This window comes from Desulfobaccales bacterium, from assembly GCA_041648175.1.
Classification (GTDB): domain Bacteria; phylum Desulfobacterota; class Desulfobaccia; order Desulfobaccales; family 0-14-0-80-60-11; genus 0-14-0-80-60-11.
This window is the reverse complement of record JBAZPO010000035.1, coordinates 1-11,624: the sequence shown is the minus strand read 5'-3', so window position 1 is coordinate 11,624 and position 11,624 is coordinate 1. Positions and strand designations below refer to the sequence as shown.

The following is an 11,624-nucleotide window of genomic DNA, read 5'->3' as shown; positions in this document are numbered from 1 at the left end:
GCCAATCTTGAGTGGATTCCAATTTGTGACATTAAGCCTGGGCAAGAGATTGTCTCGGTGGACGAACACAGCCCCCACGCCGGCAAAGGCCAGCAGAGAAAGATGCGGACTGCGGTTGTCCATGGTTCCCTTGAAGTAAAATGGACGGGGTATAAGGTCACCCTGGACAGTGGTCAGCAGATAATCTGCACCGGCCGGCACCCATGGCTTACAAAAAATGGATCTCCACATATAGGATGGAGGGCAATCGAATCTCAAAACAAGAAAAAAATTAGGGTGGGAACCTATATTCGTCAGATAACAAACACCTGGAACGATCCGGATTATGAAGACGGGTGGTTCTCTGGAATTATAGACGGCGAGGGGTCTTTTAATTGCAAGCAGGGGAACGGTAAGGGTCCAGTAATCAGTATTGCCCAAAAAGAGGGCGAAGTTTGGAATAGGATTGTTCATTATTTAACGAAACGTGGCTATAAATATCAGATATATAACGATAATTACGATAGAGAGTCTAAGTTTGGCAAAACTCCAGTGCTTCAGGCAGAAATAGGGAAGATGGAGCAGATTTTTAGCCTACTTGGCAAATGCAGGCCTTCCCGATTCGCCAATAATAATTTCTGGGAAGGCAGAGAATTGCCCGGGAAGGGGTCAGTATCTGATCTATGGAGAGAAGTGGTTGAAATTGAACCGGTTGGCGAACAAACCTTCATAGACTTGCAGACCTCAGCGGGCACATATATCGCAGATGGCCTGGTTTCTCATAACACCACGTTCATTGATCTGCTTTTCCTTGACACCTGCCTGTTCAACTCCAACAAAAACGCTGGTATCATCGCCCATCACCAGGACGACGCTAAAAAGATATTTGAGGAAAAGATTCTTATCCCTTACGAAAACCTTGATGAAAGTCTAAAAGCAGCGATACCTACTGATACCAAGTCAAAAAGCGAACTACAATTTGCCAATCATAGCTATATTCGGGTCGGCACTTCCATGCGGTCGGCCACCTTGCAATATTTACACGTCTCGGAATATGGAATTACTTGCGCCAGATTCCCAGACAAGGCCCAGGAAATTCGTACCGGTGCCCTAAACACGGTTCAGGCCGGCCAAATCGCTTTTATTGAGTCAACCAGCAAGGGGCGCATCGGTCACTTCCCGGAACTCTGGGACCAGGCATACGACCTGCATAAGCGTATGAGCAAGTTGTCAAAGCTCGACTGGCGCATTTTTTTCTTCCCTTGGTTTGAAGAGCCTGAATACGAGATTGAGCCGACGGCTGTAGTATTTGGGGCCCGGGAGTTGGAATACTTCGAAGACCTGGCCTCAAAGCACAACGTCCAACTGTCTGAGCGAAAGAAGGCGTGGTACAGCAAGAAGTGGGAAACCCTAGGCCCGGCAATCAAGCAGGAGTACCCCAGCACGCCCGAAGAGGCATGGGAGGGTGGTGGCATCCTGCTCAACTGGAATAGCCGCTATCATGAGATTGAAGAAGGCCCTTGGCCCCCTCCCGAGAATGCCCCGATGTTTATGGGCTTCGACTATGGTTTTTCTCATCCGTTCAGCGTTGGGTGGTACTGGACTGACTATGATGGCCGGATTTACCGGGCCCGGGAGTGGTACGGCTATAATGGCAATCCCAACGAGGGCATTCGCTTGACCCCTTCCGAGATAGCTGAGGGCATCAAGAAGCGGGAGCAGCAGTGGGGTGTTTGGGGCCGGGTTAAACGGCGCATAGCTGGGTCGGACTGTTTCGCTCGTCGCCTGAACCCCAAAACCGGGGAACTTGGGCCGACGATTGACTTTGATTTCTCGTCTGTCGATCCGCTTCTGGCTTTGGAGCAGGCGAACGATAAAAATCGGGTGGCCTGCGTCGCCCAGTTTCATGAGAGATTGCGGATAAAGTTCGACGATGAGGGTGTGCTTCTCCATCCACCCCTGTTTCAGGTCTATAAAAAAGCGTGTCCCCAGTTTCTCCGTACTGTCCCCGGGATTCCTTCTGATCCCCACAATGCTGAGGATGCGTGGACCGATGCTGAAGATCATGCTTTTGACGAATGCAAGATGGCCCTCTCGTCCTGGCCCCTGGTTTTGACCGAGGCCCCGCCCCCCAAGACTGGCCCGCAACGCATCATCGAGGCCGCCGAGCAGAGGTTTACGCCCGATGTCCTGCCGTGGGAGTTGCCACCGGAGACCGGGGAGGGGTTTTATGAGGGGGAGAAGTGGTGAGTGAGCCAAAAATTCAGTTTTCCGACCCATTTCAGGCCACCATCATCAACGGCCTGCCCCTGACGGTCTCGCCGGCGGCCTCCGACCTCCTGGCGGCGGTGCATTTCGGCTTTTCTCAAGCTGTAGAGATGTTCAAGGTGGTGACGCAGCCTGCGCCCATGCCGCAGGGGGCCATCGTGGCCGGTCTGGATGAGCCGGTAAGCGAGGAAGATTTTAGCGCCGGGGTGCTGGACATGGGCTCATTGTGGCGCCTCGATCCGGTAGCCCGGGAAGCGATCTTATCCCGGCATGGGCTCCAGACCTATCGGGAAACCCCGGCCGAACCGGATGTGACCGCTGAGACTATGGCCCAGGCCATCAAAGAGGGCGGTGGAATACCGCCGACTGAGGAGGAATAGTGGCAGACCCAAACTTCGAGCGCAAACCCCTGATATGCCCCAAGTGCGGCAGCTCCAGGATGGTGATTCAAGAGCTTTACGAGATGTGGGAGACCCAGCAACCGAAGAACGCCATGCCGAACTTTGGAGCTTCCTTCAAGAAGCGGGTGTTGTGCGCTGAGATTGGGTGCCAGGCCGAGGTGTGGCCGGCGAGGTGGGTAGTGCCGGAGAAGGAGAAGAAGGGATGAGTGGGCCAGAAGAAAATTGGACTCTTGCGATCAATTCTGAGCCGGAATTGACCAGAAAGGTGATGGACTGGCTTAGGACGGAAAGCCTACACGACCCTGTGGCTCATCAGCTGTATTCGCTAATGATCGTGAGAGAAATTCCGATATTGAATGTACTTTTCGCAATGGCCCAGGCTAAATCTTCACAGGCAAAGCAAGCGATTAAGAAATTGATAGAGTTTCATCAAATTCACGTCACGTCTCACATGCTTGTGGGGAAAGGTTTATGATCGCCGTCCTTTGCTATTCCTGCTCAACGCACATCTCCAACACCGACGTGGACCGGCTCGACTGGCCCTTGCTGGGCGACATGTTCTCTCCGGCGTACCCCGGCTGGTATCTGCGCCCGGGCCCGCTCAACCTCGATATCTTTTGTCCCATTTGCAGCCGGTTCCCCTTCCACCACGATCCCTATACGGCGGGGGGCGGGGCAGTTGGTAAGTTTCTGAACGTGCGGGGGGCGGATGGTAAGCCGGTGGTGATGACGGTGAAGCAGATTTTGATGCAGGCTTGGGGTGCGCCTTTGGAAATGACCTATGCTGTTTCCCAGCCACAACCTTTAATCACCATAAAAAGTATACAGGAAGAGGTGGATAAGCTCACTGGCATGAATGAGAACATGCCTAAAGAGTTCCCCTGCCCCTCCTGCGGCGCCAAGAAGCGGTTTCATAAGAAAGGGTGTACGGTTACTTGGGGGGACCGTTCTCCCGAGGTCCGCGGCGGTGAGTCGCAAATATCGGGGGAACAGCCGCCCCAAGTAGCCGACCCCCACCTCCTCGCCATGGAGGCCCGGGTGTCGTCAGGCCCTGAGCGTAGCGAGACGCCGACCGCCGACGACCTGAAGGACTTGGAGCGTGACCGGGAGTTGCGGGCCTCTGACCGGCCGGACCCTGAGTTGCGGCCTGGCGAGGGCTTTATTCCAAAGGAAGGGTTCAATTAATGTATATACAGGCCGAAAGATTGAGAGAACTCTTGGAATACAACCCTAATACAGGCATTTTTTATTGGAAAGAAGATAGGGGAAATGGACGCGTAGGCAAGGTGGCTGGATGTCTTAATTCCGAAGGTTATTGGAAAATTAAGGTAGATTTAATTAATTATCTTGCGCATAGGCTTGCATGGTTTTATATGGTAGGTATATGGCCAAAAGATCAAATAGATCATATCAACGGCACAAAAACAGACAATTCTTGGGCAAATCTACGGGAAGCAACTCCAACTATCAATACGGAAAATGTTCACAAAGCCAGAAAAGACAATGCTTGTGGACTATTAGGGGTTTCCTATAAGAAGAGTTGTAGTTCTAAACATCCTTGGATGTCGAGCATACAGGTTTCTGGTAAGCGCAAGCGCCTTGGTTTATTTTCTACTCCTGAAGATGCGCACATTGCTTACCTTAAAGCTAAGAGAGAATTACATGCGGGATATGTGCCACAGGTTACAATAATATGAAGCTCGACGAACTCCCATCAACCACCAAAGAATATTGAGGTAAGAAAATGAAAACCAAAAAGAAAGCCGCACCCGCCATGACTGAACAGATGGACCCGATGGCCATGGAGCAATTAAATGCCATGCGGGGTAATCCGAACCTGCGGCCCATGGGCCAGAAGAAGACCATGCGCGGGGAGAAGGGCTCCAAGGGCGCCAGGGTTTGTAAGACGGGGTGAGGAAGGGAAACTGAGGACGACAGGATGACCCAGGGAGAGAGAGGCATGAACTCCACTATCTATAAGTGAGCCGCATTCTCACCAAAGACGGTAAAGTCTGGCCGGATTGGAAGCTACAGCCTCCTCCTGAAGGAAGTCCGGGAGTAGGCCCGTGGGTCTACGAGCGTTACCAGATCATGCGGCGCCACCGTGACCGCCAGGGCCTCGTAGAGCTTTGGCAGCATAACCACGAACTTCTGCGTGGCCGTATCTTCAAGGTCCGATCAAAATTGTCTCAGACCATCGCCAACCTGTTCTTCAAGATCCACAACAGCCTCAAGGCAAACCTCACCGACAACAAGCCCCGGGCTTCAATCATGCCCAATGGGCAAACCCCCGATGGCATCGCTGACGCCTGGCAGGCCCGGTATGACACCTGGTGGGAGGCGAGACAGCAACAGAAGTGCCTCCAGGAGTCCGTGGGACTGACGGAACTCTACGGCTATCAGACCGATCACATGAGATTCAACCCGGACTTGGAAGGCGGTCTGGGAGAGATCGAGACTCATCGAGTGGGGACGTATAGTTTTCTATCCTGGCCGGGTCACATCGACATTCAGACCGCCCCGGGCCTCTGCGTCTACGAGGCTATGGAGTTGGGCGAAATTTATGACCGTTGGCCAGAGGCCGAGGATAAAGTCAAGGCCGACCCGGATTTCTCCGACATGGGCGAGGAACGGGCCTGGGTCCGGGCCAATCGGTCCAGGAACTTGCGCCCCATGGGGTCAGCCACCGGGTACGTCGTCCCTGGTGAAGAGGGGACCGGTGCCGAGGCCAGAGGCGGTACGCAACGCGCCCTGGTGATTCAGATGTGGATCAAGGATTATACGATGCACTGGGTTGACCCCAGGACCGGGGAGCCGTGCAAGAAGAACGCCGAATTGTGGGAGGATGCGGTTGACCCCGAGACCGGGCAGCCGGTCATGGAACCCATGATAGATGACGCCACTGGCCTGCCGGTGTTCACTGAGGACGGCCAGCCTGCCCTCGTCCAGTCCCGGCAGCGCATCGAACCGGAGGAATGGTCGAAGTACCCCGGCTTCATACGGTGTATCTACGTTGCGGGCAAGAATGGTGATGTGGTCCTGGAGGATGTGCCGAACCCCAGCATCAACCCCGACTTGCCCCGGGAGATGACCTCTCAGTCGTACCTCTGGGATAAATTCCCCTTCATCAAGCGCCTGTCGTACTCTGACGACATTTCCGAGTACGGCCTGTGTGTTTTTGAGCAGATCGAGACGCTGGTCATCGAGATTTGCAAGAAACTCACTCAATACGGGGTTCACCTGGAGCGCACCTGCCGGAATCCCCTGATCTTGCCCCAGGGGTGCGGGGTCAAGAACAGCCAGACCAACAACCTGCCGGCCCGGATATGGGAGCCGGTGGCAGGCCTGGCCCAGCAAATCAGGTTCCTGGAAGTGCCACAGACCCCTAACGACCTCCTAGCCTTCATCGAACTTTGCATCCGCCTGGTGGACATGGTGACGGGCATCACCGAGGTGTCAGAGGGTCGCCGGCCGGCGGGTGTGACCGCGGGGGTAGCCATAGCTGAGTTGCAGGAGAAGGCACAGGTCGCCTATCGCATCAAAATCAGGAATAACGATACCTACTTGGAAGAGCAGGGCCGGATGTTCATCGCCTTGGGCCAGAACTGGTACACCGACCAGGAATATTTGCGGTACGAGGGCAAGGGTTCTGAGCAAATGCTGGCGTTCCGGGGCATTGACTACCAGGGCGACTTGGCTTTCCACATGGAAGCCGGCAGCACCCTTCCCCGTAACCGGGCGGTGCGGCAGAACCAGGTTATCGAATTGGCCAAGAGCAGGCCGAACTTTCCCAATAAGACCCTGCTCAACGAGCTGTCAATCCCCAACGCCGATGAAGTGGCGGCGCAAATGGACGCTGGACCCCTGGGCATGGCCATGCAGAAGTTACAGCAAAGCGGCTTGATCCCGGAAGAGGTGTTGCAGACCATTGATAACATTATGAAGATGGATGACCGGACGTTTTCGCAGAATTTCGGCAGCGGTAATCCGCTGGACGTGGCGGGAGGCTAAGGATGAGCAAGGATTTTCTTAACCGGGTGAAGGCGAACCAGGCGGCCAAGGCGGCGACAAGCCCTATCCCGGTAGTGACTATTCAGGTATCTCTATTTTCAGACAACCGGGTGACGGTTCAGCGCCCCGAGGGCGACTCGCCGGCGAACCTGGCGGCCATTGTTGACCTACTGGCCACGGCCCAGAAGATTATCTGTGCCAAGATAGCCAAGGCCGAGCCGAGCCGTATCGTAGCGCCGCCGGCGGGGTTGAGGGTGAACTGATGCCGACATACGACTATGAGTGTCCCGAGTGCGGCCATCGCCGGGAAGTGGTTTGCCGGATAGCCGACCGTCCTAAAGACTTGGTTTGCGGTAAAGGTGGCTGTCCATCTTTGGGAGAGGGTCCTAAATGTATCGGCATCATGCGCCAGATCATCGTGGCTCCGGCTATTCAGGTCGATACCATCCAAGACACACCTTGGCTCCGGGACTTCGCCCGGACCCGCAAGGAGGCCCGCTTCGGTGGCAAGCCCATTGAAACCCGGACGGAGTACCGGCAGTACATGAAGGACCATAACTTACGCCACTGCGATGGGGAGAACTTGAGCCAGGTATGACCCAAAATGCCTCCATAAGCAAGTTGGATGACGACCAGTTCGCGGTGACAGCCTACAAGGAGTTCAAGTGCCCGGCTTGTGGCCGTATCATCCTTGAACCAAGGCCGGGGGCTGAGTTCAAAATACAGTGTCACCGATGCGGGGCGATGTGGAAGATGGAAGGAGGAAGTACCACGATGCTCAGGCCACCCAAGAAGGTGGCGGGCAAGATGTTCCTGGACGGTGTAGAGAAGTTCTATAAGAAGTAAAATAGCGCCCCTTTGAGGGCCAACCATAGTTTGAATTGAGCCCGAGCGGGCCATGGCAGGTTATCTGTCGTGGCCCGCTTTTTATTCAACCCTAAAAAACCAAGGAGCAAAAAGCCATGGCTGAGATTCAAGACGAACCTTTTGACGGTGCCGCGGAGAACGTACTGGCTTCTCCCGACGAACTGGATCTGGAGCAAGACCGTGAGGACCGGCTGGCGGCTGAGTCCCAAACAAAAACCGCTGCGGATGAAACGGAGGGGGGAGAGTTTGAGTACGAGACCCCTGACGGCAAGGTTGTGCGCCTGTCGGCTGAACAGGCCGAGGCAGTTCAGAATCTGCTCGACGCAGAAGAGCGGGCCGCGGCCCTGGAGGCTGAAAACAAGGCCCTGAAAGAGAAGCCCGCCGAGGCCAAGCTTGCCGAAGCGCCGGCAGAACCCGAAGCAGGTTTTGAGCCGGTGCAGTGGGAAGTGGTGGGCGACAACTTCCAGGCCATGCTTGAGGGCGAGCAGGGCGGGGCTGCGGCTATCGGGCCGGCGCTCAAGGACTTAACAATCCGCACCATCGCCACCGAGCCGGCCGTGAACCAGATTGTCACGCGTCGGGTAATTGAAATCCTCAAGGAGTTTGCAGCCTACGAAGAGCAGGGCAACTCCTTCAAGGAGTTCGTGGGTGACGAACCCACAGAGGTCGAACTTACGGCCTTCCGCAAAGACAATCCTTGGGCTCGCACCAAGGAAATGGCGGTCGTAGGTGTCAAGGCGGCCCGGCTCCAGAAGGAGATCGTCGACCTGAAGGCAGGGAAACCGGCCATCGAGAAGGCGGCCAAGGCCAAAGGGGCCGAGGAGACCGTCAGAAGCATGAAGGCGAAGGGCACTCTGCGCCGGGTGACCACCGGGCGCACCGCACCGGCCGGGACTCCCCAGGGGAAACCCCGAACCGAAAACGAACTCATCCAGAAGCAAGTGGCCAAGATTCAGGCCATGCGCCAAGGAAATTAACGGGAGGGAAACGTCATGGCTTTGGCTCTTGACGAACTCAACGCAACAACCCAGGAATGGTGGGAGAGTGGGGCCCAGGACATTTTTTATAAAGGTAACGTCCTGATCGGCACCATGCTCAAGGATGCCAAGAAATGGGACGGCGGCACGAAAATCCGCCAAGTCCTTGACTACGGGCAGCCCATGGGCGGTGACTTTAACGCGACCAGCGTATTCAACACCAACAAGGTCAGCACCATGACCGCAGCCACCTGGACCCCGGGCTATTACTACGAGCCGGTGGTCTATGACATCGACGACTCGGTGCAGAACGCCGGGATTGCCCAGGAAGTGGATATCGTCAACACGAAACTCAACAAGGCGGCGAAGCATATCCGCTACAACCTCGCCTACGACCTGTATAACTCCACCGGGTACGGCACCAGCGGCCGAAAGCTTGTGGGCCTGCTGGGCATGATCTCTGCCAGCGCCACCTACGGCAATATCGCCGTAGCCGATCTGGCCGAGTGGGTTGCCGGGTATGCCAATTCGACCGCAGCGCCCATCACCTTCAACATCGTGGACACCCTGCTGACGAACTGCATGGTGGGTGATGACGCCGGTGATGAGCCGAACCTGCTGGTGACCACCCGCACTATGTTCAGTTCCCTGCGTTCTCAAACCCTGCCGCACCTGCGCCTGGAACACGGCGACCTGGCCGACATGGGATTCAAGAACATCGACTACCTGGGCAATCCCATCGTGCGAGACTACATGTGCCCCGCCGGGTACCTGTTCGGCCTCAACAAGAACTACATGGGGTTCCGGGTCCACAAGGACTACAACTTCAAAAAGACCCCGTGGGAGAAGCCGATTGGCCAGGAAAAATATGCCATGTACATCGAAGTCGTCTTGCAGATGATCTGCAAGCGGCGCGACGCCCATGGCTACAAATCCGGGCTGACCGCCTAAAGGAGGTTTAACGCATGAGCACAGTAATGAAGCGTACCACCGTCATGGACGGCGAAATTGTGCGCCTTCCGCTGATTTACAACAGCAACGTGGAAACCAGCGCACAATTTGAATTACCCGTGGGCATGGTTATCCGGCCCGAAGACATGTGGCTCATCATCACTACCATTGATGCCACAGAAACCATCAGTGTCGGCATTGGCATGGGTACTGAAGCGGGTTTTGACGCCGATGGATTTATTGTCACCTATCCCCTGGATACTGCGGGGACCTACCGGGTAGCTGACATGGCAACCGCCATTGATGGTGCGAGCCAGAACTACCTTACCACTTACATCGGAGCGCTGTTCTGGAATGGGAAGGTGGGCGGCAATGCGGCTGATACGGCAGGCATTTATGCCACCAAAAGTTATCGGGGGGATGGTACTTGCAAAACCATCTGCTATACCTGTTCCGCCGATAGCGATACCTTTGTAGGGGCCTTGGTCTTTATTCCTCGGATACTGCCTCTGGCGTAAAGGAGGCTGACCATGCCTGCTTCGTTATCGCCCAGTTTATCACCGTCAATTTCTCCCTCGGAGAGTCCGTCACTTTCTCCGAGCGTTTCACCTAGCGTTTCGCCCAGCGTTTCGCCGAGCGCATCGCTTTCTCCAAGTTTGTCTCCAAGCATTTCACCATCAACCTCTCCGTCGGAGTCTTTGAGTCCGTCGCTTTCTCCGAGCATCTCACCGAGTGATTCGCCCAGTCTTTCACCGAGTCTCTCGCCCAGTATTTCACCCTCGGTGAGCCCATCGGCGTCTTTAAGTCCCTCGGTTTCACCCTCGGTGAGCCCATCGGCGTCTTTAAGTCCCTCGGTTTCACCCTCGGTGAGCCCATCGGCGTCACTTTCTCCGAGCGTCTCGCCGAGTTTGAGCCCGAGCATTAGCCCGAGTGCCTCTCCGAGCATTAGCCCCAGTGTTTCACCCAGTCTTTCGCCCAGCATCAGTCCGAGTGCGAGTCCGAGCATTTCGCCGAGCATTAGCCCCAGTCTCTCTCCGAGCATTTCTCCGTCGGTGAGTCCTTCGGAATCGCTCAGCCCATCAATCTCGCCCTCGGTTTCGCCCTCGGTCAGCCCATCGGCGTCGCTTTCTCCATCAATCTCGCCCTCGGTTTCGCCCTCAGTCAGCCCATCGCCTGCGGTGGACATTCCAGAGGCTAATATTGACCGGGAAACGCATTACTCTATGGGAACCATCCGGGGTTATCAGGTGAGGATCAAGGGTGACGGGGCTGGCCGGCAGATAAATGTGCCCTTTAGTCGAGTAGAAGGCTACTGGACCACGAATATCACCGAAACTACTAACCTAAAGGCGACGGAGAGTTCCGGGGTGATCACTTATGCCTACCCGCCGGGCCTTAACCTCTATCACTACTTGTTTGTGATAGGGTATTAGGAGGAAACTGTATGGCGGATTTTCCCGCAGCAAATGTTGACCTAAAGCTCCACATCAACTTTGGAAATGCAAAGATGTGGAAAGCTAGAGTCAAGGGCGACGGGGTGGGGACCACCCTTGTGGTTCCTTTGGGCCGCATTGAAGGCTACTGGACGCAGAATATTGATGATACCACCGATATTCCGCGTATCAGCCATGCCGACTCGACCTTGACTTACAATAGCGCTCCGACAAACACTAAATACCATTGGCTTTTCGTCATTGGTTATTAACTCCGCGGGGCAGGAATCAAGGCCCTGCCCCTCGGACCCCTTTTAAGGGAGATTAATCATGTTTCAATTTTTGACCAGTAATTTCCTGGGCGGAGGACATCAGAAAATTGCCATTGCAAATGTGGTGATTTCATTGTTTGCTAACGCCCTTACCCTGATAAAGCCAACATCAGGAACCTTTTCTGGCAAACAAGCAGCTGGGGTTTATATACATTGTGTAACCGGTGCGATTTATTTTACCTTTGATGGCACCGATCCCGCTACTGACGGTAGCACTGGGCACCCCCTTAATATAGGGGATAGCATGACATTGTATGATTGGGATAATGTCAAGCGCTTAAAATTTATCCGGCAAGGTGCAGTTTCTGGGGACATTATCGTGACACCGTTATTCACTGCGGTCGGTGTTGTTGTGGCCGACCTGCCTTAAAGGATTTGGCATGAAATTGTCAGTGGTCATCCCCA

General features: G+C 54.9%; 18 protein-coding genes. 17 read left to right on the top strand and 1 reads right to left on the bottom strand.

Translation table 11 applies throughout. The features are described 5' to 3' along the window. The 14 genes from WC600_18165 to WC600_18100 all read left to right on the top strand — a co-directional run. A partial coding sequence (locus tag WC600_18165) for an LAGLIDADG family homing endonuclease (protein MFA4904656.1) occupies positions 1–2,229 on the top strand: 2,229 nt, incomplete at its 5' end. Beyond that, positions 2,226–2,627, top strand: a complete 402-nt coding sequence (locus WC600_18160) for a hypothetical protein (GenBank protein MFA4904655.1) — start codon at positions 2,226–2,228, stop codon at positions 2,625–2,627. The genes WC600_18165 and WC600_18160, both read left to right, overlap by 4 nt. Then, positions 2,627–2,854 (top strand): hypothetical protein, encoded by a 228-nt coding sequence (locus WC600_18155; protein ID MFA4904654.1) that lies wholly within the window; start codon positions 2,627–2,629, stop codon positions 2,852–2,854. Before WC600_18160 ends, WC600_18155 begins: the two co-directional genes overlap by 1 nt. Continuing rightward, complete coding sequence (locus tag WC600_18150; GenBank protein ID MFA4904653.1) at positions 2,851–3,123, top strand: hypothetical protein; 273 nt, start codon at positions 2,851–2,853, stop codon at positions 3,121–3,123. The genes WC600_18155 and WC600_18150 overlap by 4 nt, the downstream gene beginning before the upstream one ends. Further along, positions 3,120–3,833 carry a hypothetical protein gene (locus WC600_18145; GenBank protein ID MFA4904652.1) on the top strand — a complete coding sequence of 238 codons (714 nt, stop codon included), beginning with the start codon at positions 3,120–3,122 and terminating at the stop codon, positions 3,831–3,833. The genes WC600_18150 and WC600_18145 overlap by 4 nt, the downstream gene beginning before the upstream one ends. Continuing rightward, a complete protein-coding gene (locus tag WC600_18140) occupies positions 3,833–4,345 on the top strand; it encodes an HNH endonuclease (GenBank protein MFA4904651.1) in 513 nt (170 codons plus the stop codon). Before WC600_18145 ends, WC600_18140 begins: the two co-directional genes overlap by 1 nt. 47 nt (positions 4,346–4,392) lie before the next feature. After that, positions 4,393–4,563, top strand: a complete 171-nt coding sequence (locus WC600_18135) for a hypothetical protein (protein ID MFA4904650.1) — start codon at positions 4,393–4,395, stop codon at positions 4,561–4,563. 65 nt (positions 4,564–4,628) lie between these two features. Beyond that, positions 4,629–6,659, top strand: a complete 2,031-nt coding sequence (locus WC600_18130) for a hypothetical protein (protein MFA4904649.1) — start codon at positions 4,629–4,631, stop codon at positions 6,657–6,659. 2 nt (positions 6,660–6,661) lie between these two features. Next, positions 6,662–6,922, top strand: coding sequence for a hypothetical protein (locus WC600_18125; protein MFA4904648.1), 261 nt, complete (start codon positions 6,662–6,664; stop codon positions 6,920–6,922). Continuing rightward, a complete protein-coding gene (locus WC600_18120) occupies positions 6,922–7,257 on the top strand; it encodes an FmdB family zinc ribbon protein (GenBank protein MFA4904647.1) in 336 nt (111 codons plus the stop codon). Before WC600_18125 ends, WC600_18120 begins: the two co-directional genes overlap by 1 nt. Next, the gene (locus WC600_18115; GenBank protein ID MFA4904646.1) at positions 7,254–7,505 is read left to right on the top strand and encodes a hypothetical protein; all 252 of its coding nucleotides are present in this window, start codon (positions 7,254–7,256) and stop codon (positions 7,503–7,505) included. The genes WC600_18120 and WC600_18115 overlap by 4 nt, the downstream gene beginning before the upstream one ends. Before the next feature lie 116 nt (positions 7,506–7,621). Then, positions 7,622–8,503 carry a hypothetical protein gene (locus WC600_18110; GenBank protein ID MFA4904645.1) on the top strand — a complete coding sequence of 294 codons (882 nt, stop codon included), beginning with the start codon at positions 7,622–7,624 and terminating at the stop codon, positions 8,501–8,503. A 15-nt stretch (positions 8,504–8,518) separates the two neighbouring features. Further along, positions 8,519–9,454 (top strand): phage major capsid protein, encoded by a 936-nt coding sequence (locus WC600_18105; GenBank protein MFA4904644.1) that lies wholly within the window; start codon positions 8,519–8,521, stop codon positions 9,452–9,454. A 14-nt stretch (positions 9,455–9,468) separates the two neighbouring features. After that, a complete protein-coding gene (locus WC600_18100) occupies positions 9,469–9,972 on the top strand; it encodes a hypothetical protein (protein ID MFA4904643.1) in 504 nt (167 codons plus the stop codon). Here WC600_18100 and WC600_18095 read toward each other — a convergent pair. Next, positions 9,897–10,640 (bottom strand): hypothetical protein, encoded by a 744-nt coding sequence (locus WC600_18095; protein ID MFA4904642.1) that lies wholly within the window; start codon positions 10,638–10,640, stop codon positions 9,897–9,899. The two genes, WC600_18100 and WC600_18095, sit on opposite strands and share 76 nt — an antisense overlap. A gap of 37 nt (positions 10,641–10,677) precedes the next feature. Between WC600_18095 and WC600_18090 the strand changes: the two genes are divergently transcribed. From WC600_18090 to WC600_18080, 3 genes are read left to right on the top strand one after another with little or no spacing between them, the layout of a single operon-like run. Beyond that, positions 10,678–10,887: a hypothetical protein gene (locus tag WC600_18090; protein MFA4904641.1), complete on the top strand. Its 210-nt coding sequence runs from the start codon at positions 10,678–10,680 to the stop codon at positions 10,885–10,887. Positions 10,888–10,898: 11 nt separating this feature from the next. Then, on the top strand, positions 10,899–11,159 hold the full coding sequence (locus WC600_18085) for a hypothetical protein (protein ID MFA4904640.1): 261 nt from the start codon (positions 10,899–10,901) through the stop codon (positions 11,157–11,159). Between the two features lie 58 nt (positions 11,160–11,217). Next, positions 11,218–11,589: a chitobiase/beta-hexosaminidase C-terminal domain-containing protein gene (locus WC600_18080; protein MFA4904639.1), complete on the top strand. Its 372-nt coding sequence runs from the start codon at positions 11,218–11,220 to the stop codon at positions 11,587–11,589. Positions 11,590–11,624: the final 35 nt, after the last annotated feature.

Bases quoted from the DNA above. Each gene is read 5' to 3' on its own strand.
- WC600_18120 (MFA4904647.1), top strand. From the start codon at position 6,922: ATGCCGACATACGACTATGAGTGTCCCGAGTGCGGCCATCGCCGGGAA.
- WC600_18150 (MFA4904653.1), top strand. From the start codon at position 2,851: ATGAGTGGGCCAGAAGAAAATTGGACTCTTGCGATCAATTCTGAGCCG.
- WC600_18145 (MFA4904652.1), top strand. From the start codon at position 3,120: ATGATCGCCGTCCTTTGCTATTCCTGCTCAACGCACATCTCCAACACC.
- WC600_18105 (MFA4904644.1), top strand. From the start codon at position 8,519: ATGGCTTTGGCTCTTGACGAACTCAACGCAACAACCCAGGAATGGTGG.
- WC600_18095 (MFA4904642.1), bottom strand. From the start codon at position 10,640: ATGTCCACCGCAGGCGATGGGCTGACTGAGGGCGAAACCGAGGGCGAG.
- WC600_18080 (MFA4904639.1), top strand. From the start codon at position 11,218: ATGTTTCAATTTTTGACCAGTAATTTCCTGGGCGGAGGACATCAGAAA.
- WC600_18085 (MFA4904640.1), top strand. From the start codon at position 10,899: ATGGCGGATTTTCCCGCAGCAAATGTTGACCTAAAGCTCCACATCAAC.
- WC600_18115 (MFA4904646.1), top strand. From the start codon at position 7,254: ATGACCCAAAATGCCTCCATAAGCAAGTTGGATGACGACCAGTTCGCG.
- WC600_18135 (MFA4904650.1), top strand. From the start codon at position 4,393: ATGAAAACCAAAAAGAAAGCCGCACCCGCCATGACTGAACAGATGGAC.
- WC600_18140 (MFA4904651.1), top strand. From the start codon at position 3,833: ATGTATATACAGGCCGAAAGATTGAGAGAACTCTTGGAATACAACCCT.
- WC600_18100 (MFA4904643.1), top strand. From the start codon at position 9,469: ATGAGCACAGTAATGAAGCGTACCACCGTCATGGACGGCGAAATTGTG.
- WC600_18110 (MFA4904645.1), top strand. From the start codon at position 7,622: ATGGCTGAGATTCAAGACGAACCTTTTGACGGTGCCGCGGAGAACGTA.
- WC600_18125 (MFA4904648.1), top strand. From the start codon at position 6,662: ATGAGCAAGGATTTTCTTAACCGGGTGAAGGCGAACCAGGCGGCCAAG.
- WC600_18090 (MFA4904641.1), top strand. From the start codon at position 10,678: ATGGGAACCATCCGGGGTTATCAGGTGAGGATCAAGGGTGACGGGGCT.